General features: G+C 31.0%; 29 protein-coding genes. 19 read left to right on the top strand and 10 right to left on the bottom strand.

What is annotated here, in order from left to right; translation table 11 throughout:
- Positions 1 to 98: 98 nt before the first annotated feature.
- From Q0891_RS08805 to Q0891_RS08785, 5 genes are all read left to right on the top strand, one after another.
- The gene (locus Q0891_RS08805; protein ID WP_299100816.1) at positions 99 to 662 is read left to right on the top strand and encodes a TetR/AcrR family transcriptional regulator; all 564 of its coding nucleotides are present in this window, start codon (positions 99 to 101) and stop codon (positions 660 to 662) included.
- Positions 663 to 726: 64 nt separating this feature from the next.
- Positions 727 to 1290, top strand: a complete 564-nt coding sequence (locus Q0891_RS08800) for a carboxymuconolactone decarboxylase family protein (RefSeq protein ID WP_299100815.1) — start codon at positions 727 to 729, stop codon at positions 1288 to 1290.
- An 80-nt stretch (positions 1291 to 1370) separates the two neighbouring features.
- Complete coding sequence (locus Q0891_RS08795) at positions 1371 to 2021, top strand: DsbA family oxidoreductase (protein WP_299100814.1); 651 nt, start codon at positions 1371 to 1373, stop codon at positions 2019 to 2021.
- 194 nt (positions 2022 to 2215) lie between these two features.
- On the top strand, positions 2216 to 4111 hold the full coding sequence (locus Q0891_RS08790) for a DEAD/DEAH box helicase (protein ID WP_299100813.1): 1896 nt from the start codon (positions 2216 to 2218) through the stop codon (positions 4109 to 4111).
- Positions 4112 to 4307: 196 nt separating this feature from the next.
- Positions 4308 to 5105 carry a carboxypeptidase-like regulatory domain-containing protein gene (locus tag Q0891_RS08785; RefSeq protein WP_299100812.1) on the top strand — a complete coding sequence of 266 codons (798 nt, stop codon included), beginning with the start codon at positions 4308 to 4310 and terminating at the stop codon, positions 5103 to 5105.
- Positions 5106 to 5123: 18 nt separating this feature from the next.
- Here the strand turns inward: Q0891_RS08785 and Q0891_RS08780 are convergent, their stop codons facing one another.
- The 4 genes from Q0891_RS08780 to Q0891_RS08765 all read right to left on the bottom strand — a co-directional run bounded on the left by Q0891_RS08780 (position 5124) and on the right by Q0891_RS08765 (position 8725).
- The gene (locus tag Q0891_RS08780) at positions 5124 to 5690 is read right to left on the bottom strand and encodes a hypothetical protein (protein WP_299100811.1); all 567 of its coding nucleotides are present in this window, start codon (positions 5688 to 5690) and stop codon (positions 5124 to 5126) included.
- Positions 5691 to 5702: 12 nt separating this feature from the next.
- Positions 5703 to 6230, bottom strand: a complete 528-nt coding sequence (locus Q0891_RS08775; RefSeq protein WP_299100810.1) for a hypothetical protein — start codon at positions 6228 to 6230, stop codon at positions 5703 to 5705.
- Entirely contained in the window at positions 6230 to 7912 is a 1683-nt protein-coding gene (locus Q0891_RS08770; protein WP_299100809.1) for a hypothetical protein, read from the bottom strand. The genes Q0891_RS08775 and Q0891_RS08770 overlap by 1 nt, the downstream gene beginning before the upstream one ends.
- A gap of 153 nt (positions 7913 to 8065) precedes the next feature.
- Positions 8066 to 8725 (bottom strand): RNA methyltransferase, encoded by a 660-nt coding sequence (locus Q0891_RS08765; RefSeq protein ID WP_299100808.1) that lies wholly within the window; start codon positions 8723 to 8725, stop codon positions 8066 to 8068.
- Positions 8726 to 8751: 26 nt separating this feature from the next.
- Here Q0891_RS08765 and Q0891_RS08760 point away from each other — a divergent pair, with 26 nt between their 5' ends.
- Complete coding sequence (locus tag Q0891_RS08760; protein WP_299100807.1) at positions 8752 to 9432, top strand: NAD-dependent deacylase; 681 nt, start codon at positions 8752 to 8754, stop codon at positions 9430 to 9432.
- Between the two features lie 7 nt (positions 9433 to 9439).
- On the opposite strand, the gene Q0891_RS08755 is transcribed toward Q0891_RS08760, so the two are convergent.
- Both Q0891_RS08755 and Q0891_RS08750 read right to left on the bottom strand, forming a co-directional pair.
- A complete protein-coding gene (locus Q0891_RS08755; RefSeq protein ID WP_299100806.1) occupies positions 9440 to 9640 on the bottom strand; it encodes a helix-turn-helix transcriptional regulator in 201 nt (66 codons plus the stop codon).
- Positions 9640 to 10089 carry a hypothetical protein gene (locus Q0891_RS08750; RefSeq protein WP_299100805.1) on the bottom strand — a complete coding sequence of 150 codons (450 nt, stop codon included), beginning with the start codon at positions 10087 to 10089 and terminating at the stop codon, positions 9640 to 9642. Before Q0891_RS08750 ends, Q0891_RS08755 begins: the two co-directional genes overlap by 1 nt.
- A gap of 145 nt (positions 10090 to 10234) precedes the next feature.
- On the opposite strand from Q0891_RS08750, the gene Q0891_RS08745 reads away from it, so the two are divergent.
- The 10 genes from Q0891_RS08745 (at position 10235) to Q0891_RS08700 (ending at position 20348) form a co-directional block, all read left to right on the top strand.
- On the top strand, positions 10235 to 10837 hold the full coding sequence (locus Q0891_RS08745) for a TetR/AcrR family transcriptional regulator (RefSeq protein ID WP_299100804.1): 603 nt from the start codon (positions 10235 to 10237) through the stop codon (positions 10835 to 10837).
- Between the two features lie 51 nt (positions 10838 to 10888).
- The gene (locus tag Q0891_RS08740; protein WP_299100803.1) at positions 10889 to 11692 is read left to right on the top strand and encodes a haloacid dehalogenase type II; all 804 of its coding nucleotides are present in this window, start codon (positions 10889 to 10891) and stop codon (positions 11690 to 11692) included.
- A 4-nt stretch (positions 11693 to 11696) separates the two neighbouring features.
- Positions 11697 to 12434, top strand: coding sequence for an SDR family oxidoreductase (locus Q0891_RS08735; protein WP_299100802.1), 738 nt, complete (start codon positions 11697 to 11699; stop codon positions 12432 to 12434).
- Positions 12435 to 12465: 31 nt separating this feature from the next.
- Positions 12466 to 13299 carry a DUF6503 family protein gene (locus Q0891_RS08730; RefSeq protein WP_299100801.1) on the top strand — a complete coding sequence of 278 codons (834 nt, stop codon included), beginning with the start codon at positions 12466 to 12468 and terminating at the stop codon, positions 13297 to 13299.
- A gap of 343 nt (positions 13300 to 13642) precedes the next feature.
- A complete protein-coding gene (locus Q0891_RS08725) occupies positions 13643 to 14485 on the top strand; it encodes an RluA family pseudouridine synthase (RefSeq protein WP_299100800.1) in 843 nt (280 codons plus the stop codon).
- Between the two features lie 298 nt (positions 14486 to 14783).
- A complete protein-coding gene (locus tag Q0891_RS08720; RefSeq protein WP_299100799.1) occupies positions 14784 to 15002 on the top strand; it encodes a helix-turn-helix transcriptional regulator in 219 nt (72 codons plus the stop codon).
- Positions 15002 to 17548 (top strand): ATP-binding protein, encoded by a 2547-nt coding sequence (locus Q0891_RS08715; protein WP_299100798.1) that lies wholly within the window; start codon positions 15002 to 15004, stop codon positions 17546 to 17548. Before Q0891_RS08720 ends, Q0891_RS08715 begins: the two co-directional genes overlap by 1 nt.
- Positions 17549 to 17550: 2 nt before the next feature.
- Positions 17551 to 18204, top strand: a complete 654-nt coding sequence (locus Q0891_RS08710) for a hypothetical protein (protein WP_299100797.1) — start codon at positions 17551 to 17553, stop codon at positions 18202 to 18204.
- Complete coding sequence (locus Q0891_RS08705; RefSeq protein WP_299100796.1) at positions 18197 to 18781, top strand: HNH endonuclease signature motif containing protein; 585 nt, start codon at positions 18197 to 18199, stop codon at positions 18779 to 18781. Before Q0891_RS08710 ends, Q0891_RS08705 begins: the two co-directional genes overlap by 8 nt.
- Positions 18774 to 20348: an Eco57I restriction-modification methylase domain-containing protein gene (locus Q0891_RS08700; protein WP_299100795.1), complete on the top strand. Its 1575-nt coding sequence runs from the start codon at positions 18774 to 18776 to the stop codon at positions 20346 to 20348. The genes Q0891_RS08705 and Q0891_RS08700 overlap by 8 nt, the downstream gene beginning before the upstream one ends.
- A 169-nt stretch (positions 20349 to 20517) precedes the next feature.
- Here Q0891_RS08700 and Q0891_RS08695 read toward each other — a convergent pair whose 3' ends face one another.
- Together Q0891_RS08695 and Q0891_RS08690 are read right to left on the bottom strand one after the other, a co-directional pair.
- A complete protein-coding gene (locus tag Q0891_RS08695; RefSeq protein WP_299100794.1) occupies positions 20518 to 21753 on the bottom strand; it encodes a glycosyltransferase in 1236 nt (411 codons plus the stop codon).
- A 127-nt stretch (positions 21754 to 21880) separates the two neighbouring features.
- Positions 21881 to 22354 carry a heme-binding domain-containing protein gene (locus tag Q0891_RS08690; protein ID WP_299100793.1) on the bottom strand — a complete coding sequence of 158 codons (474 nt, stop codon included), beginning with the start codon at positions 22352 to 22354 and terminating at the stop codon, positions 21881 to 21883.
- 39 nt (positions 22355 to 22393) lie between these two features.
- Here Q0891_RS08690 and Q0891_RS08685 point away from each other — a divergent pair, with 39 nt between their 5' ends.
- The 3 genes from Q0891_RS08685 (at position 22394) to Q0891_RS08675 (ending at position 24655) form a co-directional block, all read left to right on the top strand.
- Positions 22394 to 22957 carry an adenylosuccinate lyase gene (locus tag Q0891_RS08685; protein ID WP_299100792.1) on the top strand — a complete coding sequence of 188 codons (564 nt, stop codon included), beginning with the start codon at positions 22394 to 22396 and terminating at the stop codon, positions 22955 to 22957.
- A gap of 115 nt (positions 22958 to 23072) precedes the next feature.
- Entirely contained in the window at positions 23073 to 24416 is a 1344-nt protein-coding gene (purB, locus tag Q0891_RS08680; protein ID WP_299100791.1) for an adenylosuccinate lyase, read from the top strand.
- Between the two features lie 11 nt (positions 24417 to 24427).
- Positions 24428 to 24655: a hypothetical protein gene (locus Q0891_RS08675; protein WP_299100790.1), complete on the top strand. Its 228-nt coding sequence runs from the start codon at positions 24428 to 24430 to the stop codon at positions 24653 to 24655.
- Positions 24656 to 24696: 41 nt separating this feature from the next.
- Here Q0891_RS08675 and Q0891_RS08670 read toward each other — a convergent pair whose 3' ends face one another.
- Together Q0891_RS08670 and Q0891_RS08665 are read right to left on the bottom strand one after the other, a co-directional pair.
- Positions 24697 to 25242 (bottom strand): DUF4252 domain-containing protein, encoded by a 546-nt coding sequence (locus Q0891_RS08670; protein WP_299100789.1) that lies wholly within the window; start codon positions 25240 to 25242, stop codon positions 24697 to 24699.
- A 4-nt stretch (positions 25243 to 25246) separates the two neighbouring features.
- The gene (locus tag Q0891_RS08665; RefSeq protein WP_299100787.1) at positions 25247 to 25849 is read right to left on the bottom strand and encodes a DUF4252 domain-containing protein; all 603 of its coding nucleotides are present in this window, start codon (positions 25847 to 25849) and stop codon (positions 25247 to 25249) included.
- Positions 25850 to 25863 lie beyond the last annotated feature (14 nt).

Here is a 25863-nt window from a genome sequence, read left to right as displayed (position 1 = left end):
GCATTTTCCAAATAAAATGTTAAATGTATTTTTTATTTCTAACCGATTGTTTAGTTTTGTCGTGTAATAAAAATGTTTCTGTTTACAGGAAATAAAAAATGGCAAGGACTAAACAATATAACGAAGCTGAAGTTGTAGAAAAAGCTATGCATCTTTTTTGGAAGAATGGCTATGAAACAACCTCCATGCAAATGCTCGAAAAAGAAATGGGCATTAACAAGTTTTCTATATATTCTAGTTTTGGCAATAAGCACGGATTATTTCTAGAGAGTTTAAAACACTATAAATCAAGAGTAAACTCGGTTTTAGAAAAATTTAAAAATGGAACTAAAGGTGTCGAAGATATTAAACAATTTTTCTACGACTCTGTAAGTTCCAATTTTAAAAACGACCAACAAAAAGGTTGCTTTGTTACTAATACTTACAATGAATTTTCAGAAAATGAAGATGAATTGATAAAGGAACAAATGGACAATTTTATGACTAATTTAAAACAAATTATCATAGAAAAATTAAAAATGGATCCCTCTAAAAACAAAGAAACTATTTTAAAGCAAGCTAACTATTTGTTATTAGCTAAACACGGTTTAGCTGCAGCATCTAGAGTCAATACCAAAGAAGAAATTGAAGATTATATAGAAATGACCTTTAAAAACATGTAAGCCTTTTTTTTACACAATAACTAAACGAACGTTTAGAAATAATTAACATAAATTAAAAAAAATTATGACAACTTTAAAAATTCACAACATCGAAACTGCTCCAGAAGGTAGTAAAGCTTTATTAGAAAACTCTCAAAAATCATTTGGGATGATTCCTGGATTGCATGGTGTTTTAGCAAGTTCTCCACAAATCTTAAAAGCTTACCAAACCTTACATGAATTATTTACCCAATCTTCATTTAATGAGGATGAGTTAACTGTTGTTTGGCAAGCCATTAATGTAGAGCATGCTTGTCATTATTGTGTACCTGCACATACTGGTATTGCAAAAATGATGAAAGTAGATGACAATATTACAGAAGCATTACGTAATGAAACTCCATTAGAGGATTCTAAATTAGAAGCATTACGTACAATGACGTTAACTATTGTTAGAAATCGTGGTAATGTAACTGAAGAAGAATTAAATACATTCTACGCAGCAGGTTACGAAGAAAAGCACGTTTTAGATATCATTCTAGGATTATCTCAAAAAACAATTAGTAACTATACAAATCATATAGCAAACACACCAGTAGATGGTGCATTTGAAAAATTTGCATGGTCTAAAGAAAATGTTGTTTCATAATCCCATTAACCACAACATTGATTAATAGCAATAAACCTTCCGTGTTTGCGGAAGGTTTATTAATTTAAATTAAACTATATATGAAAAAGAAATTAAAAATAGATATCGTATCTGATGTGGTTTGCCCTTGGTGTACCATTGGTTACAAACGGTTAGAGAAAGCAATTTCAGAATTAGGTATTGAAGATAAAGTAGATATAGAATGGCAATCGTTTGAGTTAAACCCAAATATGCCAACCGAAGGTCAAAATGTCACTGAACATATTACTGAAAAGTATGGCTCAACTATAGAACAGCAAAAAGAATCTAAGAAACACATGACCGAAATTGGCGAAGACTTAGGTTTTAAATTCGATTATTTTGACGATATGAGAATGGTTAACACTTTTGATGCGCATGTACTTTTAGAATACGCTAAGGATTTTAATAAGCAAACCGAATTAAAAATGACCTTAACGAAAGCATTTTTTAGCGAGCGTAAAGATGTATCAGATAGAGACATCTTAAAACAAGCATTATTAGATGTTGGCTTAGATCCAAAAGAAGGTTTAGCTAAATTAGATAATGAAGAAGCACGTTATACTGTAAGAAGTATCCAAAATCAATGGAAAAATTTAGGTGTAAGCTCTGTACCTACTGTTGTTTTTAACAGAAAAAGTGCCGTAACAGGTGCACAACCTGTGGCCACTTTTAAGCAAGTTCTTTCAGAATTAATAGCAGAATTGGATTAAAAATATGCATAAAATCAAGGATAATTGGTTATTAAATAAATTAAACTACCTTTGCACCTTGCAAAAAATCCAAATTTAGGATTTTTATATTCCTCAGAGTGAGGATGTGTTACCTAGAAGTTTTAGTGTTTAGTATGTCGATTCGCTTCTCTTGTAACACCAACAGAACATAATCGAATACATAAAACTCAAGAATGAGCACATTCCAAGAATTAGGTCTTAATGAAGACCTTCTTAACGCAATTACGGATTTAGGTTTTGAAAAACCATCAGAAGTCCAATCAAAAGCAATTCCACTTTTATTAGAAGAAGACAAAGACCTAGTGGCTTTGGCACAAACTGGTACAGGTAAAACAGCAGCTTTCGGTTTTCCGATGTTGCAAAAAATTGATATCGATAGCAGAACGACTCAAGGTCTTATCTTATCGCCTACTCGTGAACTTTGTTTACAAATTACAAACGAGTTAAAAAACTACGGTAAATATTGTAAAGGTTTAAATGTGGTTGCCATTTATGGTGGCTCTAGCATTTCTGATCAAGCAAGACAAGTTAAACGTGGTGCACAGATAATTGTGGCAACTCCAGGTCGTATGAAAGATATGATCAGCCGAAGAATGGTTGATATTTCTAAAATACAATACAGCGTTTTAGATGAAGCTGATGAAATGTTAAACATGGGATTCTATGAAGATATCACAGACATTTTATCACATACTCCTGATGATAAGAGTACATGGTTATTCTCAGCAACAATGCCTAAAGAAGTATCAACAATTGCTAAGAAATTCATGTACGATCCTACAGAAATTACTGTTGGAAATAAAAATGAAAGTACAAGTAACGTTACCCACGAATACTATTTAGTAAACGCTAGAGATCGTTACCAAGCCTTAAAACGTTTAGCAGATGCAAATCCAGATATTTTTTCTGTGATATTCTGTAGAACTAAAAGAGATACACAAAAAGTAGCCGAAAACTTAATAGAAGATGGCTATTCTGCTGGTGCATTACATGGCGATTTAAGTCAGAATCAACGTGATTTAGTGATGAAATCGTTTAGAAACAATCAGATACAAATGCTTGTTGCTACTGATGTTGCTGCTCGTGGTATTGATGTAGATGATATTACACACGTAATTAACTACCAATTACCTGATGAAATTGAAACGTATACACACAGATCTGGTAGAACAGGACGTGCTGGTAAAACAGGAGTTTCAATGGTTATTGTTTCAAAAAGTGAAACACGCAAGATCAAAAGTATTGAGCGTATCATTAAGAAGCAATTTGAGAAAAAAGACATTCCTTCTGGTACTGATATTGTAGAAGTACAATTAATGTCTTTAGCCAATAAAATTCATACGACAGAAACAAATCACGAAATTGATAAGCATTTAGATAGTATAAATGAATTATTTGCTGATACAGATAAAGATGAATTAATCAAAAAATTCTTTTCAGTTGAATTTAATCGCTTCTTTAATTATTACCAGAAATCAAAAGATTTAGGCGTAGTAGAATCTAGAGGTGATAGAGATGGCGGACGCGATTACGGAAAACAATCTAACGACACACGTTACTTTATTAACGTTGGTAGTAAAGATGGTTTTGATTGGATGAAGTTGAAAGATTTCTTAAAAGAACAATTAGAATTAGGACGTGATGATGTCTTTAAAGTTGACGTAAAGGAAAGTTTCTCTTTCTTTAATACAGAAAAAACATTACAAGAAAAAGTATTAGCATTTTTTACCGACTTTAAATATGAGGGTCGTTTTGTAAACGTTGAAGTTAGTGAAAATAGAGGTCGCAGTGGTGGCGGAAGACGCGATAGAAATCGTGGACGTGGCGGAAACGACAGACGTTCTGGTGGTGGCAATCGCAGAAGAGATGACAGAGGAGAAAGACGCTCTAATGAAAGACGTTCTTCTGGTTCTGGTAATCGTAGTGATAGAAGAAGTAGCAGACGCTCTGATGACAATAGAAGTGACCGAGGAGGCGACAGAAAGTTTAACGATTCTAGAGGAGACAGACGACCAGAATCTAGCAACTCTGGGTCAGACAGACCAAGACGCTCTAGACGTAGAGATTAATTTCTCATTAGATAATAATTTCATTCCTATATCATTATTAGGAAGTATAAAAATCCAAAACTTGAAGATTTACTTTAGGTTTTGGATTTTTTCATTTCAATCATTGAAACTTAAGTTTGTTAATTTTAAGTCAAATATAAAGGCGCGATATGTTAAATCCGTTTTGTTTATTACCTTTACAATGTAACACAACTACATGCGATATTTATTAATACTCTTTTTATGCTTAACTACGGTCCATGGCTATAGTCAAGATAGTACAGCCACAAAAACACCAACAACCGTAAAAGGCACTTTAGTTAGTGCGTCCACAGAGTTACCTTTAAGCGAAGCTAATATTGTAAATATCAACCAAGTTGTTGGTACAGCTTCTAATGATGATGGTGAATTTGAAATTAAGGCAAAAGTTAATGATACACTTCATCTATCGTATATTGGATATAAATCTATAAAAGTGCGTGTTACTAATGACTGGTTAAAATTTGGAGATACAGAAATTCAAATGACAGAACTCGCATTAGCCTTAGAAGAAGTAACCGTTAAGCAGCTAGAATTAACAGGTTATTTAAAGGTAGATATGGAACAAATCCCTGTGACGTCTAACAACCGTTATCGTATTTCTGGATTGCCAGGTCAAGGTTATGAGGCTGGCAAACCCAATATTGCTACTAAAGTTTTAGGTGCTATTTTTAATCCTGCAGATTTCTTATACAATATGTTTGGCAAAAAGCCGAATGAAATGCATAAGCTTAAGAAAATGAAGGAAGATGACGAAATTAGAAATCAGTTGGCTAGTCGTTTTGATAGAGAAATGCTATTGGTTTTATTACAAGTCACTAAATTTGATTTAGACGAAATCGTTAACCAATGTAACTACTCTAAAGACTTTATTAATACAGCAAATGATCTTCAAATTTTAGATGCTATAAGTGAATGCTACGAAGAATACAAGGTTATTAATCGTAGTAAGGATCGTAAGGGTAAGAAGGATTAAGTTGATTTATTATATTAACTAAAAATTATAACCTATACGAAAAGTTAAATCTACAGAAATATCATTTAAATTTGACTCAAACCCATATTGCTTACCAATACCAAATGCTGACTCGAAAACTAAATTGCTATCCCATACTTTTCGGTAACCTATTTTGGGAATAAAACTTATGCTTTCTGATACTGATAAGTTCTTCTTGTTTGATATTACAAAAAAATCTGGTAAATATTGAAGCTTTAAACCTAAGAACCCACCACTATTTGCTCTAACAGACCTACCCTTCTCTACACGATTTTTAAAATTATAATACCATCGCGGCTCTAAAACTATATTTGGTATAAAAGCAAAGACTACATTATTATTAGTAAGTACACCCTTTCTAAACCCAAAATCAAGACCTAATTCTGAACGCAAAGTAATTGTTTTTGTGATTTTTTTTTCATAATGACACCAAACACCTAATACACCTAATTGAATGCCGTATACATTATTAACAGATGCTATTTTGTTATCTTCTGAAATCTCATCTTGAGAAAACAAAAATTGACTTCCTAAAAAAAGCACAAATAATACTATTATTTTCATATTAATAAATTTTTATAATCTAATACCAAAACTTAACCCAAAACCACCTATCAAATTATTAATAGGATCATCATTAAAAGTTCTACTGTATCTAAACAATTCTAAAGTGTAATATTTATCTTTATTTAAATCAATTAAAAAACCAAAGCCTATTTTCGCTGTATTACCACTATTAAAATTATTGTTAATATTCATATAGCTTCCTACATTTATAAACAAGTAAGGGCTTTCATCACCAATTGGGTTAGCAAACCATTTAAGGTCACATATAATTGGAATTGCCCAAAATTTATTATTATAATTTTTCACAATTCCGCTACCCAATGAAAGTAATAAATGTCTTGTAAAATGCAACCCTAAATACCCATTTACACCAAAACCAAAAGGTTCACCACTTTCTAAGGTTAAATTTTCATTTCTACCTACAACTATTTCAGCATCCAAAGAAGAAACAAATGACAAAGTATGCTTATCGTTCTTTTGACAAAACAATTCAAAAGACGATAAGCATAATAAAATAGTGAATAGAATAATTCTCATTAAAAATCAATTAAACTGCCGTGCCACTGATTACCCACTTTAACGGCACCATATAAAGAAACACTATAGTCTTTTGGCTCATAAAAAAGACTATCATCAACGCCTCCACTAAGTGACCAATTATCATCTGGATTAGTACTAGCCTCTAAAACAACACTGAATTCAAAGGTCTTATCTAATTTTTTACAGTTTAAACAATCTTGGTAAACTGATTTTTGAACCAGTACCTTACCATAATTTGGTTTTTTACTAATAAGTGTTCTATTTAAAGGAACCTCAAAATCTGGCTGACCTGTTAAATATTCTTTTACTAGTGTTTTAGTAGCATTCCTAGCTTGCTGCCAAAAAAACTTATTTAATTCCTCTTTTGTTAATTGCTTATTTACTTGATCTAGTGCCCAATCTATTGCAACATTATCTTTAAAAGTTTCAATAACAAAATCATCATGTACAGCAGTTGGATAAGGTGTATTTACATAATTAGTTTCTGATTTCGCCCACCAAGTACCGTACGGGTCTGAAAATAAAGTTGTATTAAACGTCCATTGCTTACCTAAATCACTTGAAGATATTCTAGACTCGAACAAATTAAGACCTGACCATACACTTGCTATAACAGAATCAAAATCATAGTTATATTGAACTCTTGGAGAACCCATAACCATAACTGAAACATCTTGCTTACGCCATATACCAGTCCATCCTTTCTTCTGATGTTTAACTTTTACACCAGTATTAACTACAACAAAATAATCGTAATTATACGCTTTAGTTTTAACCCTTTTATCACTCTCATACTTATCAATGCACACTTTATTTGTACCAAATAAGCTACCAAAAAGACCAGAACTCGAGTTACAAGCTTCTAGATTATTAACAAATGCTTCTAAACCATCAAGAGGTTGTGTTGGAGTGCTACCATTTGAAACTCCAGAACTTGAACCTCCGCTTCCATTCTCTAAATCTGGGTCGTACATCGTTAACACATTAACTAAATTATTACAAAAAGAATCTTCAACAAATAATCCTTGATTGCAGCCAGAATATTCAACGCCAATAGAAGGCTCAATTACAGCTAAAGTACCAGTAGTTTTCTCTTTAATATGATTTAATGCAATTGTCCCATTTGTTTTTACCAAAGGATTTTTAGATATAGACTTTTGATCTAGATATACCTCTAGTAAAGTGAAGTTATCAACAGGAACTACAAATAAACCTACATCAGTATATTTATATATTTTATTGTCTATTTGTATCTCAGCATTATTATTTAAAAATGCAGCAAAGGCATCATCTCCAATAAGATCTTCTAATTCATCAATACTATCTAACAAACTATTCCCATTCTTATTTTCATTTATGTTTGATTTTTTTTGATTACTACTATCAGAATTATCATAAACTTTCAAAATAAGATCATATATATAATCTTCATTTGTCTCAGTAATTGGTGGTCTTAAAGAAAAGAAACCCTTAGAATAAAAAGGTTCAACAAACTCAAATAAGATTTCTTCTGATTCATTTTTATAAATATCATAAAAAGTAGTAAGAGTTTCTAAGGAATTAAAATGTAAACGGTTATTTGTAACTTTAACTTCGTCATCAGAATAAATAGATAAATCTGAATTATTTTCAAAAACAGGTTCGTTTTGACAAGAGTTAAAAAGAATGGTAAATAACAATAAATAACAGTAAATAACAGTAAATAACAGTAAATTTTTTCATGAAAATTAATAATTAAATTAGTTTGTTTATTTTTTCCAAATTTATATTAACTATAGTATATTAACAACATTATTTTAAATAAATTTATTACATAATAGTTTCATTAATTATTATCCATTTTCTTCTATATAACGCTCTACAATAGCATCATAATCCTTAACCGTTTTTTTTATCCAATCGAAACGTTTTTCAACAACTTCCTCTTCCGTTAATTGCCAATTTATTTCAGACTTTCGTAATTGCGCTGTAACATGTTGAAGAATAATAGCTGCTGAAACCGAGATATTAAGACTTTCAGTAAAACCAACCATTGGAATTTTTAAATAACAATCTGCTTCATCTATAACTTGTTGAGACAAACCTTCTGTCTCTCTTCCAAATAAAAAACATGACTTTTTAGTAATATCAAAATCAATTAATTCACAATCATCAATATGAGGTGTTGTAGCAACAATTTGATAGCCTTGTGCTTTTAAATCTTTAATACAATCTGTTGTAGAATGGTAGCGATTAAGATCCACCCATTTTTGCGCTCCCATTGCAATTTCTCTATCTATACTTTTAGAATTAACTTCTTCTAATATATTTAATTCTTGTATACCAAACACATCACAAGAACGCATCACTGCACTTGTATTATGCAATTGATAAACATCTTCTGTTGCCACAGTAAAGTGCTTCGTACGCAGTGGAAGTACTCTTTTAAAACGCTCTCTCCTATTTTCAGTTAAAAAGCCCTCTAAATATTCTAAAAGTTTTAAGTCTTGCATATATCAAAAATAACTATTTTTAAATTATGAAAAAACACATCGTTGTATTAACAGGTGCAGGAATGAGCGCTGAAAGTGGAATAAAAACATTTAGAGATGCAGATGGTCTATGGGAAGGACATGATGTTATGGAAGTTGCTTCGCCAAAAGGCTTTGCTCAAAATCCGGAATTAGTTCTAAATTTTTATAACGAAAGACGTCAACAACTAAAAGAAGTAGAACCCAACCAAGCGCATAAGGATTTAGCGATGCTTGAAGACAAATACAAAGTTACCATTGTAACCCAAAACGTAGACGATTTACATGAGCGTGCTGGCAGTACCAATGTGGTTCATCTTCATGGCGAACTTAGAAAAATACGAAGTACAGGCAATGAGCACGATATCAGAGATTGGACAGAAGATCTAAACATAGGCGATTTATGTGAAAAAGGACATCAATTACGTCCGCATATTGTTTGGTTTGGAGAAGCCGTACCAGAGATTGAAACTGCAATTAAGATTTGTTACGAAGCCGATATTTTAATCATTATTGGTACAAGTATGCAAGTTTATCCAGCTGCAAGTTTAATTGACTACGTGCAATCAGATACACCTATTTATTATATAGATCCTAAACCAGCTTTAAGCAATAATGGCAAAGTAAATGTTATTGCAAAATCTGCTACTGAAGGTCTAAAAGATCTCGTTGATTTATTGATTCAATAAGAACAAACTAATCATCCTTAGTTAGCTTAAAGAATTCGTTTACAGGTTTACTAAATACCTCAGAAAGTTTTAAAGCTAAAACCGTTGAAGGCACATAGCGGTTGGCCTCTATAGAATTTATTGTTTGACGCGATACGCCAATTTTCTTAGCCAAATCATCTTGAGTTAAACTTAAAATGGCACGTTCTACTTTTATGGTGTTTTCCATTATCTAAAACGCTTTAAGTTATGATAAAACATTAACTGAATCATTAACATAAACAGTAAAACCTGAAAGTCGCCTAAATCCTTATAGGCCTCACCACCCGAATTTACTGCGTTAGAGACACCAAATTCTACGTAGGGCATAATCAAAGCATAAATAACGCCAACGATAAAAGCAACGGCATAAGACTGACCTCGTAAACTGATGGTCATCTCATCTTCAATTTTATCCTTAGACATAGACATAATAAGCATACCAACTAAAAGTGTTTTTTGCAATAATTGTTTTAACCATTCTGTTTCACCATCCATAATAAATGCACGAACAAACATCATTACTATAGATAACACCACAATAGCAACGCCAATACTCATAAAACGATGTGGCAGTCTAAACTTAATAATCTTATTAAATCGATTACGTTCGCAATTAATTAATTTTTCTGTATTCATAATTGACAAGTTTATTTTCTATTAAGTAAAATTAATTTTACTATATGACAAATATACTTTACATATTGATATTTTCCAAATTCCATACCGAACATTCAAACACAAAAAACATACTAACTAGTATTTTTTTAATTATATTTGTACCATGGAACAAAAATTAAAATCTGAATTCACCAAACAGTTAATTCTAGACGAATCGTTCAAACTGTTCTATCAAAATGGCTTTAAAACAACGAGTGTAGATAAAATAATGAATGCCACTAACCTTACCAAAGGGGCTTTTTATCACCACTACAAAAGCAAAAGAGATTTAGGCTTAGAAATCATTAGCACAAAACTACAACAACGCGTATATGATGGCATGATTACACCATTATACGAAGAAGGCAATGCTTTAGATTTGTTAGAAACTACATTCTCTAGTCGTTTAAAGTCATTTTCACTTTTTGACAAGCGTCATGGATGCCCAATGAACAATTTTATAAATGAAATTGCAGATCAAGAAGAAGTTTACCAAATAGCTTTAAAACGCATTATTGAAGAATGGAAAGCAGCATTAATCCATTTATTAGAACGCGGAAAAAAGGACGACATCATTAATAATTCTATTTCTAGCAGTGCTGTTGCTATTTATTTAATTAGTGCTTTTGAAGGCGTAAGAGGCCTTAGAAAATTGTATAATGACGATCAAATTTTAGATGAATACATTGAAGGGCTTACACTCTACATTAGACGACTAAAAGCCTAATAATTTTTTATTAAAATAACAGCATACCATAAAGTATGTTTATACAAATTTATGAGCACAAATAACAGAAGAAGTTTTCTTAAAAAATCAGCATTACTAGGTTTAGCGAGCGCTGCAATGCCACAATACGGATTCTCCACTAATACCAAAACAAATACAGAGATGAATACAAATACTAAAAGACCAAAAGTTTTATTTTTTGATGTTAATGAGACCTTATTAGACCTCACTGCAATGAAAGAAAGTGTTGGTAAAGTTCTCGGCAATAGAAGCGATTTATTACCATTATGGTTCACAACAATGCTACAATACTCGTTAGTTTCTACTGTAGGTAGGCAGTATAATGATTTTGGAATTATTGGTGCAGCAGCATTACAAATGGTAGCAGCAAACCATAATATTAAATTGAGTGAAGAAGAAGGAAAAGAAGCCATATTAGGACCTTTACGCTCTATTCCTGCTCATCCTGAAGTTAAACAAGCGCTTGCCGATTTAAAAAAAGCAGGTTACACTTTAGTATCATTTACTAACTCATCTAATATTGGCGTAGAGACCCAATTTAAAAATGCTGGCTTGTTAGATTATTTTGATCAACGATTAAGTATAGAAGATTTAGGAAAATACAAGCCACATACAGATGCATATGATTGGGCAGCCCGAAAAATGGGAGTTCAACCAAATGAATGTTTATTAATAGCTGCACACGGTTGGGATATTGCTGGTGCATCATGGGCAAACTGGAGAGGTGCTTTTGTAAGTCGACCTGGTGCACAACAGTATCCACTTGCACCTACTCCAGAAATTGCCGAACCTAATTTAACATTGATTGCAGAGCAGTTAATTGCACTTAAATAAACTTATGAAAAAATTAGAAAACAAAGTCATAATTGTTACTGGATCCTCAAGGGGAATTGGTAAGGAAATAGCTATACAATTAGCTAAAAATGGTGCAACAGTTATTGTCAATTATTCTAATAGTAACACTGAGGCAGAGCAAACCGTGCGTACAATAATTGATGAAGGAGGAAAAGCAATCGCTATACAAGCAGATGTGAGTAAAAAAACAGAAGTTACACAATTGTTTGATAAAACCATTGCGGCATATGGCAAAGTTGATGTTTTGATAAACAATGCTGGCGTAATGATTTCTAAAACCATTAATGACAACACTGAAGAAGATTTTTCAAAGCAAATTAATATCAATGTAAAAGGTGTTTTTAACACGTTACAAGAAGCATTTAGCAAATTATCAGACAATGGAAATATCATCAATATTTCATCGAGTACAGTAAAACTAATGTTTCCCACTTACGCTTTGTACTCAGCATCAAAGGCTGCTGTTGAACAAATGACTCGTGTTTTTTCTAAAGAAATTGGTAGAGGCATTTCAGTAAATGCATTAGCACCTGGAGCTACGGAAACAGAATTATTTTTAAACGGAAAATCTCAAGAATTTATTGACAAATTAAGCAATATGAATGCTTTTAATCGCTTAGCAAAACCTATTGACATTGCTAAAGTGGCAGTCTTTTTAGCAAGTGATGATTCTAAATGGATTTCTGGTCAAGTAATTGGTGCCAATGGTGCTTTAATTTAAGTTATAAAATAAATCAACCTATAAAAAACATATGAAAGCCAATATTTTTACACTTTTAATTTGTGTTATTTTAATGTCTTGTAATGAGACTAAAAAAACTACGGATAACGAAACTACATTAGAGACGGTTAAATCAGAAACTAAGACTTTTAAAAACAAAGGTCATGAACTGGTTTACAATCTCACTCAAAAAACAGGAAATTACCAAATGCTTCTAAACAAGAAAGATGTTGTATATACTTATACTTACACAATACCAGACGGTAAAACAGATAGCTCAACAGAAAAATATATTTTTAACGGAGAATTATCTTATGGTGCATACAGCAAACACCAACGTACGTTACCAAACTTAGAAGGATCAATAGAACAAGGTTTTGATGGCAATGAATTTTGGCTTAAACACAATGGCGAGATCATAGAAGACGAAGCCGCATTAAAACGTGTTGCTTTTAATAGACCAACAAATTTTTATTGGTTCGCTATGATGCCTAAACTTTTAGACCCAAGTGTAGTTTATGAATACCTAGGCAACAAAACCATTGATACTATGGAGTACGACGTTGTAAAAGTATCATTTACATCAGAAGACAATAAACCAACAGATATATATCAATTATATATTAATGAAAACACAGGCTTAGTAGACCAATTTTTATTTACTGTAGCTGACTTTGGCAAAATGGAAATCCCAAATTTAATGCAATTACAATATGAGGAGATTGATGATATATTAATTCCAACTAAACGACAATATAAAAAGTCTAATTGGGAAGCTGAAGTTACAGAACAACCTTGGATTTATGTTAATTGGACAGACATTAAATTCAACAATAACCTGAAGAAAGACATTTTTAAAAAATAAGACCTTGTCTCAACAAGATATATTCTGAGTTAGAGACACAACAAAATAATTGAAAAAGGAAAATTAAATTACGCATACCAGATACCAATGTTAGCTAAGACATAAAAGTTATAAAACTATCATTTGTATCTAAAAGAATTATTTATTGATAGTTTGTTTTTGTTCACTAAAAAAGTCATTATTTATGTAATGGCTTTTTTTTTATGCTTATCATTAAAATCAATTTTACTGTTAAAACAACTTCGCAAAATGATTCTAATTTATTTCTATTAACTTCGTTTATACAATCTAAGATTACCTTAAGAACAAAATAAAAGCTATAAAAACTTCAGCTACTCATAGTGTGCCATTGCGCTCTGCTCCTATTCGGCTTCAAGAATATGGTGTTGGTATTTTTGATGCTTGCCCAACAAAATCAGCTTTAAAAAAAGCTTTAAAAAAAAACTACATTTTGGTCAATGGGAAAATAGCAACTTCTGCAACCTATATTAATGGCGGAGAAATCATTACACTATCCACACCAGAATCAACCCACTCACATAAAAGATTACACTTTAATTTAAAGGTTTTATTTGAAGATGAATATTTAGCCGTCATACACAAACCTGCTGGCATTTTAGTCAGTGGCAATCATTTTAAAACTATTGCAAACGCATTACAACAAAACCTAAAAACAAGCACACTAGCAGATGCCTCTAAACCTCAGCCAGTGCATCGTTTAGATTTTGCTACTACAGGAATTTTATTAATAGGAAAAACAAGCAAGAGCATAAGAACATTAAATAAACGCTTTGAAAACAAAAACATTAAGAAAACTTATTTTGCCGTAACTATTGGCAGCATGAAAAATAAAGAAGGAACTATAGCTACCCATATTGAAGATAAAGTTGCACAATCTAAATATAGCGTTGAACAAACAGTGTCATCAAAGCGATTTGGTCAACTCAATTTAGTAAAGCTTGAACCCTTAACAGGAAGAAGACATCAATTACGAATTCATTTATCGCAACTTGGAAATCCTATTTTAGGCGACAAAGATTATGGCATAAATGATTTAATATTGAATGGAAAAGGCATGTATCTCCATGCGTATTCATTAGAATTTGTTCATCCTTTTACACAAGAAAATATTTGTTTAATAAGTGAATTACCAGAAAAATTCAAGAAGTTATTTTACTCCATTTAATTTACTATCAGTAAGAAAGTTAGTATTTGACTTTGTAATTTTAAATACCTAACTTCGTTTACTTGTGCTGAACTAGCTTCAACAACTAATAATGTAAACATTGAGATGCTTTTATATCATAGAATCATTTTAGCACAAGCCAAAAAGCCAACACACAGTCAAGGACATTTAATTTTCTTCGTGCCTCAAAAAACAAAAAGAACTTGCCTTATCCCACTTCCTAACAACTAATTAAATATCCCGAAAATCTAAATAATCATCCGAATTTTATATATTTTTATCAAATACTTCTAAACAAATGACTGAAATAGGTAAGTTTTTAAATAAAAAATCGGTAAACAAAGCTGAAATTTCTAGACGAACAGGAATAAGCACCTCACGTCTAAGTGAATTAAGTCTAAATGAATCTACTAGATTTACAGTTGAAGAATTATATTTAATAGCTTTAGCTATTGACATCAAACCAGGAACTGTATTAGAAGAAGTTTGTAAAAATTTAAAACTTAATATTCAATAATGTCAAAAGTAGAATTTACAGTATCTGCTAGAACCGTTAGATTAATTGGTCGTGAAAATGTTGCGAACGCAGAAGGTGCTATTATCGAGCTTGTGAAAAATGCTTATGATGCAGATGCCAATAATTGTATAGTTTACTTTGATAATAGATACAATACTCCTCCTACTGAGTTATCAAAAGACGATTATTTAAAGTTTGTATCAGAAAATGAAAATATAGCTAAATTTTACACACTTAATTTACTCGGAAGCTATTCATTATCTGAAAAATTAGATAATGATTTAGTGAAACAATTAACCAGTTTTTTTCATTCCAAATCATCATTATACATTATCGATAATGGAGAAGGAATGAATAACGATATTATCAGAAAGCGTTGGATGCATATCGGAACTGATTTTAAACTAAATGATATTTATACGCCTAAAGGACGAATTCGTTCAGGAGCAAAAGGCATTGGTCGTTTTGCACTCGATAGATTGGGTGACAATGGAGAAATGACTACTCTTCCAAAAAAGAGCGAGATTGGATATAAATGGAATGTTGATTGGTCTGATTTTGAAAAGGAGAATGCCATTATTGGGAAAGTTACTGCTGATTTATTTGAAATTGAGAATATGGATTTCAAGGTAGAAACTATTGAATCCATAAGTGACATACGAATAGAAAACGTGATAAAAGAAATTGAATCAGAAGAAGATAACCATTTCAAAAACGGAACGATATTAAAGGTTACTAACTTACGTGATAATTGGAATGAGAGAAATGTTAGAAGAATATTTAATAGCTTAGAAATATTAACTCCTCCTGATGGGCAAAAAGAGTTTGTCATTCATCTGTTCTCAAGTGCACAACCTAACGAATTTGGAAAATTAGACAATTCAGATTTTAATGATTATGATTATAAAGTTCAAGCCAAATATCTTAATGACGAAGAAAAAAATATAGAAATTACAATAGAAAGAAATGAAATTGATTGGGAGCTTTTAGATAAAGACGTGTTCAAGGAAGAAGATATGACTGAATTTCCATTTGACTCATCCACAATCAACAAGAAAAGTTTTGTTTTAAATAAAACTTTATATGACTTTTTTCCTGGTTATAAAGAAGAACTTGGTGAAGTAGCAGATGAAAAATTTGATATGCTTGGGCAATTTGACTTCAATTTTTATTTTTTAAAACGAGGTCTTTCTAGTATCGACCAAGCTAAGTATTTCCAAAAAGATATTTCAAAATCTAGACGTGATAATTGGTATAAAAAATTCGGAGGTATTAGAATATTTAGAGACAGCTTTAGAGTTCGTCCTTTTGGTGAATTAAACAGTAGCTTTTATGATTGGCTTGCCTTAGGAGAGAGAAGCACACAAAGTCCAGCAGCAATTAGTCGAAAATATCAGTGGAGAACTAGACCTTATAACGTTGCTGGAAATGTACATATTTCTAGAATTTTTAATTTAGAACTTCAAGATAAATCAAGTCGAGAGGGTTTACAAGAAAATGAAACTTATAATTTATTGAGAGAAGTTTTACTTAAAATCATAAAAGTTTTTGAAGATGATAGAAGTACAATTGCTTATAATTTAGATATCCTTCATACAAAGAACAATAAAATTAAAGAGGCTATCGATAAAGCCAATAAGATTCTAGAGCAAGAAGAAAAAGAAAAAGAGGAAGAATTAAAAAGAGAAAAAGAAGGTAAAAAGCAAAAAGAAAAAAGAGAAAAAACCAAAGAAAAAATTGAAGAGGAATACGAATACTTTAAAAAAGGATTTGAGTCTCTTCAGAAAGACAAAGAAGATTATGTTAACAAAGAAGCTCGACTACAATCTTTAGCAAGTACAGGTATTCTATTTACTAGTTTTGCACACGAATTAGCTGCAATTAGAAATGATTTAGATAGCCAAATACCATTTCTTAGAAAGTATATTAATAAACTAAATATTGATTTCTCTTCTTTTAAACAATATGAAAACCCATTATATTGGGCTGGTGAAATTGAAAGTACTGATGAAATAATCAAACAATGGTATGATTTTGTTTTAAACAAAATAAATAGGAAAAAACTCTTTTCTAAAGAACAAAGTTTAATTATATATCTAAATTCATTAACATCTTCTTGGAAAAAACTAATAGAGGGAAATCAAATTGAAATAATTCTAACCCATTTGGTTGATGAAGAGAATTTCAAATTTTCTGAGATAGAATTCAATTCAATTTTTGATAATCTTATTGTTAATTCTGTAGATGCATTTTCACGATTTGGATTTAATGGAGACAAAAAAATTGAAATTCATATATCAGACAACGAAGATAAATATACTATTGAGTATAAAGATTCTGGTCCAGGACTAATTAACGCATATAAAGGTTCTCCATATAAAATTTTAGAATTTAACGAGTCTTCGAAACTCAACAAAGAAGGTGAACAAGAAGGAACTGGTGTTGGTATGTATATTGTCAAAAACACTATAAATGAATATAAAGGAACATTAAAAATCTATCCAGATTTTAATGGATTTAAAATTACTATTGAAATACCTAAGTAATTATGGAAAAATATAAATTAGGAATAATAGATGAAACCGAGAAAGATAGAATAAAATCTATTGCTCATTTTGAAGATAATAATGTTTACAATTTTGAATGTGTGGAACTTTCTCTAGAAGTTGATAGCGAAGATGAAATAATTGAGCAAATAATTGAGCAAAAATTAGATTGTGTTGCAATAGATTATAAACTTATAGACCATCCAAGATTAAGTTTTAACGGTAATATTGTTCTTAATAAATTATTATCTGAAAAATATAAATTTCCAGCTTTCATATTAACCAATCTAGTTCCAGATGCTTCTCAAGAAAATATTGATGATTTTAGAATAATATCTAAAAGAGCAATAAATCCTGAATCTCAAGAAGGTGAAGAATTAATTAATAAGCTTAAAAATTATACAGATAAATATTATAAGAGAATAAAAGAAAGTGAAGATGAACTTTATGATTTAATAGAAAAAGAACGTTCTGAAGAAATAAATGATATTGAGCGTGATAGAATGATAGAACTAGATGACTTTTTAGAACATTCTTTAAGCTCTAAATCTAAAATACCTAGTGGTTGGAAAAAACCAAGTGGCTTTGAAGATATTAGTAAAATGACAAAGCTTGCAGAAGAAATTTTAAATGAAATAAAATCTGAGAATGAATAAGTTTAGAGAAGAACCACCAATTAAAGAAGAGGTTTTAACTGTTGTCTCTAAATATCAACTTCATAAACCAACGTTAGAAAAAAATTTCAGAAATAAATGTGGCTACTGTAATGATAATGATGTTTGGCGAAATACATTTTATGAAGTAGACCATTATATACCTAAAGGATATTTGACAGAAGATGAGATAAAAGAATATTGGAATCTTATTTATTCTTGTAGATATTGTAATAACTCCAAAAGAGCTAAGTGGCCAACAAAAGACAGAAATATTGACAATAACGGTATAGAAGGTTTTGTAAGTCCTTATTCTAAAGAATATGATTTACTTTTCATTAGAGATGCCGAAGGAAAAATAATACCTCAATCAGATTTGGCTAAATGGATTCACAAAAATTTACATTTAGGTTTAAAAAGACACTCGTTGATATGGCAATTGGAAAAAATAGATGCGACTTTAGATGTACTTGAGGTTAAATATCCTAAAATTAAAAACACGCAAACAAAGGATAAAATAACAAACTTATTATTTCAATTTAGACAAAAAGTAAAGGATTTACAGAAAGATAATGACTAACCAAAAAAATACAGGCTCATATTACACGCCACAATACTTGGCGAGTTTTATCTCAAAAAGAGTATTATCTCATTTTGAGGACAGAACCCGTATGTCTATTTTGGAGCCAAGTGTTGGTAATGGTGCTTTTATTTCTGAATTAGAAAAAGAAGAAAACATAAACATCAAATTAACCGCATTGGACATTAATGAAGTTGAATTAAATACTGCTTCTGATAAATGGAATAAAAAAACTGCTTCATTTATAAAAACAGATTTTTTAGAATATTCAGCTTTAAATAAATTTTCAGCAGTTATTGGAAATCCGCCTTATGTAAAGAAAAATTTACTTAAAGAAAAACAAATTGAATTAATTAGAGAAATACATACAAACGAAAACCTTACAGAAGCTTCTGTAAAAAACATTTGGACTACATTTTTAGTAAAAGCAAATACGTTATTAGTCAATAATGGAATTTTAGCATTTGTCCTTCCTTCTGAATTATTGCAAGTCAAATTTGCTGAAGAAATTCGTGAATACTTAAAAAAAGAATTTGAAAGAATTGAAATTTTCACGTTCAATGACCTTATGTTTGAATGTAAAGGACAAGACACAGTTGTTCTATTTGCGTATAAAAAAGCAGAGCAAAAAGGAGAGTTTTTTACCAATATTTCATCAAAAGAAAAGTTAGAACAAAACAATTTTATTCTAAAAAACAATAATCTATTAGTTGAATCAAAAGTGAAATGGACGCATCATTTTTTAACTTCTGATGAACTGACTTTTATCGAAAATTTAAAGAAACAACTTAAAACAGTCAATGATTATTCCGAATCAAAACCTGGAATTGTAACTGCTGCAAATAAGTTTTTTATTATTGATAAAGAAACTGAAAAACGGTATAATTTATCAAAATACACAAAATCAATTATTCAAAAAGGTTTTTTTGTAAATGGTAGTGTTGTATTTAGTGAAGAAGATATTAAAAAACTTGAACAAAAAAACAAACCAACTAGACTTTTACAGTTAAATAACAATGACAAAATCTCTAAGAGATTAAGAGAATATTTAGACATTGGAGAGACAGAAGAAATACCTGACAGATACAAATGTAGAATTAGGAATAATTGGTATGTTATTCCAAACATTTCAGAAAAACCAGATGCTTTTTTCTTTAAAAGAAGTCATTTATACCCAAAACTATTAAAGAATAATTCTGATGCACTTGTTACAGATTCAGCTTATAAAGTTGGAATGAGAAATGGTTATGACTTAAATAGTTTTATTTATTCGTTTTACAACACTTTAACGCTACTTCTATCTGAATTAGAAGGAAGATATTATGGTGGTGGAGTTTTAGAACTTATACCTAGTGAGTTTAAGAAATTACCAATTCCTTATAATGAAATCGACAATGCTCAATTCGGAAATTTCACTTCTAATTTTGAAAATAAATCGAACATTGAAGAAGTATTAATACAGAACGATTATAACATACTAAACCCTACTTTAGGTGTTAGTAATGATGATTTAGTAAGGTTAACTGAAATACGAAATAAACTAAAGAAAAAAAGACTCAGGAATTAAGCAAACGTAAGTTCAAGTACAATTAAAGTTTGCTCGTTCCTCACAAATTTAAAAGAGCTTAAACGCCAATGCTAGCAATTTTGCAGAATAAAGCCAGTTGCTAACACATGATATAAGACATTGAAAAACTTTTATATCATCGAATCATAATTAATCCAAAGTCAAAAGATCAACTATTCTTAGCCTCTATCCACTTACTCATATACTTGGTGCTTTGCATGGTTTGATGCATCAATAATTGACCAATAAAATTCAATTCACGATGAGTCTTTAAATCATTAGATAGTGTTTTAATATGAGTTAAAAAATCAGCTTCAAAAGCTAAATTATTAAAACGTTGGTTTAAAACTTTAAATCCATTTTGTTGTTTCTGCTGCCATGCTTCAACGTTGTTATAAAGTTCAACGGCTTGTTTTGCAAACGCTTCTGGTGTATCCTCTATAAATCCATTGGGTTTAGAATTTCCAAACATACCTTCTGCAGCAATAGTAGTCATAACAGCTGGTGTTCCATTTTGCATAGCATCAACTAGTTTTCCTTTTAAACCAGCACCAAACCGCAATGAGGCTAAACAAATTTTAGCATGTCTCATCACCTCATTTACATCTTCAGCAAATCCTTTAATTAAAAAACCTTCCTTATTATTATTATTGAGTTGGGTTACTTTCTGAGATTCGTAAGCACCATAAATATGTAATTCTGCTTTCGGTAATTGTTTTCTAATTAATGGCCAAATTGTCTGTTTCAAATACAAGACTGCATCATAGTTGGGTGCATGCAGAAAATTCCCGATGGTAATAAAATGTTGTCGCGCTTCAAATTTTGGCAACAGATTTATAGCTTCCTGTGGAATAGGAGCTAACAAAAATGGTAAATAATACAATAAGCTTTCATCAATATTAAATTGCTGTTTCAAGATTTCTATTTCAACTTCAGAAATCATTAAACTTAAATCACATCGATAAATACTGGCAATTTCGCGTTTGGTAATATCATTCTGCATATGCTGAGTAGAAACCCTTTCATTGCGTTTTAAAGCCGCTTCCCTAGCCTTTCGTAACCCATGAAAATCTTCTGTATCTAATAAGCGTAGTGCTTTTGGGCATTGTTCAGCAACACGCCATCCATATTGTTCTTCAGTCATAAAACGATCGAACAACACAATGTCTGGATCTAAATTTTTAATAAACAGATCAAAAGATGAGTCGTTAAGTAGTATCGGCTGAGTTTCAACCTTAATAGAACTTAAATCAAATGTATTATCTGAAGTTTTCGCCGCAGATGCAAATACAACGTCATAGCCTTGTTGCTGAAATTGTACTATTAATTGAAGCATACGACTACCAGCCGCAGAACTTTTAGGCTCTGGCCAAACAAAACCGATAACTAATAATTTCTTTTTCATGAAAAATTATAACTACAACCTCATTGCTCAACTCAGTTCAGCATCCTTTTAGAAATTAGATGCAACTAAACAGAATCACAATTTCCTAATCACTTGTGAAAGTTAAGTTTATATGGAATTAGACTTCTTACTGAGGATCTTCTGTAAAAGCATATTTTAAACGCACATACTTAGCCCAAGAAATAACAGCGTCTATTTGCTCTTGTGATAATTTTGCCTCACCATGTGCCCAAGTATAGCTATCTAATGGCATCTCTTTGTCTTCTACCATTTCTATTAGCTCATCGAGTTTATGATCTTTTCTCTTATCATCATAGTCGTTCCATTTAGAAAAATTTAAATGTTTTGTACCATGCTCTATGTGATCTGCTAACCAATAATTTACGGGAGTTATATTATTGTACCAAGGATATCGTGTACTGTCGCTATGGCAATCATTACAAGCAGTTTCTAAAATTAATTTCACTTCCTCTGGTGGATTTGTATCGGCATAAAACGCATTAACTGATGTAAAATCGCCATCGTTTTTTTCTGGTCCAAAAAATTGTGCAATTATAAATACTACTAAAAGTAAGAGAACTATTTTTTTGAAAATCTTCATATTTGATTAATTTTAGACCTCTAAATTAATCATTTTCTATTGACCAAGGCAGAACTCTATAAAGAATTAAGTTATGTAAATCATTCGCGAGAAAAACGATTGAAATATGCAAACCTCGTTATAGACAATCCTGAATTGGTTAAACCGCTTTTAGACATTCTTTTTGATGTAAATGACAAAACCTCGTGCAGAGCAGCTTGGGTTTTTGAGTTTATGTGTAGTAAAAAAGTAGAAGCCATCATTCCGCATTTAGATGTATTCACAGAAAATATTTCTAAAGTTCATTTAGATTCTGCCGTAAGACCAGTAGCAAAAGTTTGTGAGCTTATTGCAAAAACTTATTACGGAAAAGAAGAATCCAAAATAAAACAAAGCTTAACAGCACAGCACAAAGAAAAAATTATTGAAACCTGTTTTGATTGGCTAATCAATGACGAAAAAGTTGCACCAAAAGCTTACAGCATGATTAGCTTATATTTATTAGGAACTGAATACAATTGGGTTCACCCAGAATTAGTCATTATTTTAGAACGGGATTTTCACATACAAAGTGCTGCTTTTAAAGCTAGAGCGAGACATATCTTAAAGAAAATTAAAAAGTAATTTCGCCGCTTGCCATCAATTAATATATTACAAAAAGTAACCGCTAAAGACCAAAGAATAATTCATTCTTCCAACTAACTTTATTATATTTGATGCTTCTAAAAAATCAACTCAAATGGCACTTTCTCCTCTTAATGCAATTTCTCCAATCGATGGAAGATATAGATCTAAAGTCGAAAAATTAAAAGACTACTTTTCTGAAGAAGCACTTATAAAATATCGTGTTTTAGTAGAAATAGAATACTTTATTGCACTATGTGAGTTGCCATTACCTCAATTAGAGTCTGTTAATCATTCACTATTTGAAGCATTAAGAAACATCTATAAAAATTTTACTGCAGCAGATGCTTCTGCAATAAAAGAAATAGAAAAAGTAACAAACCATGATGTAAAGGCAGTTGAGTACTTTATTAAAGAGAAATTTGATGCTTTAGATTTATCATCATATAAAGAGTTTATTCATTTTGGATTGACGTCTCAAGACATAAACAATACAGCCATTCCTTTGAGTATAAAGGATGCCATGAACGATGTTTATGTACCAGAATATTTTTCACTTTTAGAGAAAATTGAAGGTTTAGCTAAAGATTGGGAGGCGATACCAATGTTAGCCAGAACACATGGTCAGCCAGCTTCGCCAACACGCTTAGGTAAAGAAATTAGCGTGTTTGCGGTAAGACTTAAAGAACAGTTTAATTTATTAAATGATGTACCAAGTGCTGCAAAATTCGGTGGTGCAACCGGTAATTTTAATGCTCACAAAGTGGCTTACCCTTCTATTGACTGGAAAGCATTTGGAACTAAGTTTGTTCAAGAAAAATTGGGTTTACAACATTCTTTCCCAACCACACAAATAGAACATTACGATCATGCAGCTGCATTATTTGATGCATTAAAACGCATAAATACAATTATTATAGATTTAGATAGAGATATATGGACTTATGTGTCTATGGATTACTTTAAACAAAAAATTAAAGCTGGTGAAGTAGGAAGTTCTGCAATGCCACACAAAGTAAATCCTATAGATTTTGAAAATAGTGAAGGTAATTTAGGTATAGCAAATGCTATTTTTGAGCACCTTTCTGCTAAACTACCAATATCTAGATTGCAACGTGATTTAACAGATAGTACTGTACTAAGAAATGTTGGTGTACCATTTGGCCATACTATAATTGGGTTTAAATCTACAATGAAAGGTTTAGGCAAATTATTATTGAACGAATCTAAATTTGCACAAGATTTAGAAAACAATTGGGCTGTTGTTGCAGAAGCAATTCAAACCATATTAAGACGTGAAAGTTATCCAAATCCTTATGAAGCGTTGAAAGGGTTAACAAGAACTAATGAAGCTATTACACAAAGTTCAATCTCAAATTTTATTGATACATTAGAGGTTTCAGACGAAATTAAAACTGAATTAAAAGCTATTACACCTAGTAATTACACTGGGATCTAATTATTTTATTTGTGAAATTTATTCCTAAAACAGAAAACGGCATTGCTCTGGCTAGTGTAGCTGTCCTTACATTTAGCTTTTTCTTTGCTGGTATATTCGATATTCTGGACTATTTCATTGTGCAGGTTCTGATCTTCCTTGGATTTGGAGCATTGTTCTTCGCAGCTGTTAATTTTGCTTTAAAAAATGATTCAAAAAAAAATCGTCCTGAAGACAAGCTTCAAGACGATTTACATTAACATTTAAATAAAAGTCAGTTTATTTAAATTTCATTAAGCTATTATTTGAAAAATTCTTTTAAACCTACAAGATCAGTGCTATCATAATTTGCCTTTTCTAAAACCGAACCTAATTTCATTAATTCGCCTGGTTGCATATCATCACCTAAAACTCTTGCAATCATAAAGCCTTTATTGTTAGCACTACCAAATACAATAAGCTCATCTATACGTTCTACATCTCCTAAAAATTTCACTACAAATTTGCCATCTTTAGAATTTCCTCCACGCATGAGTTCTTCATATTTAGGGTTTTCAAGAATCGTTTTAACCTTTTCTAGTTCTAACTTATAAACTTCAGAATCGGTATCTTCTTTCATATAAGTCAATACATTTAACTTATCTACTGAATTATATGCTTCCTTTTGTTCTTCGGTCATATCAACGCTTTCTACGTTAATAAAACTTGTTGGTACATCAAATGAAGCAAAGCCAGCTTTTTCTTCATTATCTACGTAATACGTTTGCAATGTTGGCCCTTGATTACAGCTTGTAAAAGCCGTAATCAGAAGCAACACTACCATTGATTTTTTGATTGATTGTATCATAACTTTATTCTTTATTTTCTCCTGCTTTATTAAGTTGTTCTCCACCAGGAATATCCATTTGACTTGTAATCTTAGATATTTGTCTTAAGTCTATCTCACCTGTTAAAGAAATAACGACAGTTTCGAACTTAAATTCTTTACCATTTATTTTTACACCTTCATCATCTGTAAAGTCACTTAATCCTGTCATAAACATTAATAGCTCTTTTACATGGTTTTCATCTTTACCCTCTCTTACATAAAACTTAACCGTTTGGTCACCATCTTTAAAACGCATTAACTCTTCTAATTTTGAAGACTTTAAATAACTCGTCACTGTACTTGTCATAGCTTTTGAGGCAGACTCATCACCAGATGTAAACACCTTTAAACCTGTGATTTTATTAACCATTTCTACATACTCTTTCCCTTCAGCATCTTCAATGTTCATTCCCATTGTTGCCAACATCCTGAACATTTTTTGATTTAAAATAAAGGATGTAATATTCTCATTATCTTCTAATTTGTCTATTGATGTCTGACCAAATGACGCTAATGTTGAGACCATTAGTACAGCTATTAAAATAGTTTTTTTACCCATTGTTAAATATGATTTATAATTTTTCATGATTTCTTGTTTTT

It is taken from the genome of uncultured Winogradskyella sp. (assembly GCF_947498005.1).
Classification (GTDB): domain Bacteria; phylum Bacteroidota; class Bacteroidia; order Flavobacteriales; family Flavobacteriaceae; genus Winogradskyella.
This window is presented reverse-complemented; position numbering and strand designations above follow the sequence as displayed.